This is a genomic window from Bradyrhizobium uaiense (assembly GCF_010811875.1).
Lineage (GTDB): Bacteria > Pseudomonadota > Alphaproteobacteria > Rhizobiales > Xanthobacteraceae > Bradyrhizobium > Bradyrhizobium uaiense.
Map to the genome: position 1 here is coordinate 1 of NZ_VKHP01000850.1, position 246 is coordinate 246.

General features: G+C 64.6%; 1 protein-coding gene. It reads right to left on the bottom strand.

Features of this window, described 5'->3' with window-relative positions; genetic code table 11:
• Positions 1-162: DUF2849 domain-containing protein (locus FNJ47_RS47760; RefSeq protein ID WP_163163700.1), on the bottom strand; the 162-nt coding region annotated here is incomplete at its 3' end.
• Positions 163-246 lie beyond the last annotated feature (84 nt).

Genomic DNA, 246 nt, shown 5'->3' on the forward strand with positions numbered 1-246 from the left:
GGCCTCGGCCAGCAGCGCGCGGGCATCGTCAGAGGTGCTGACGACGGCGGAATAGGCGAGTTCGGTGGACCAGCCTTGCTTGGCGGTTCGGTACACGACGGCGCCGTCCCAGGTGCGGTTGGCGGTCCCGTCGTCCTCATCATTGGCGACGTCGTCGCGCATTCCGCGCCGTGGAGCCGATCCAACGTCACCCAACTCTTCTCCAACCAGATGTTCTCCGAACTGCTGAAAGCTGCCGAATGACCT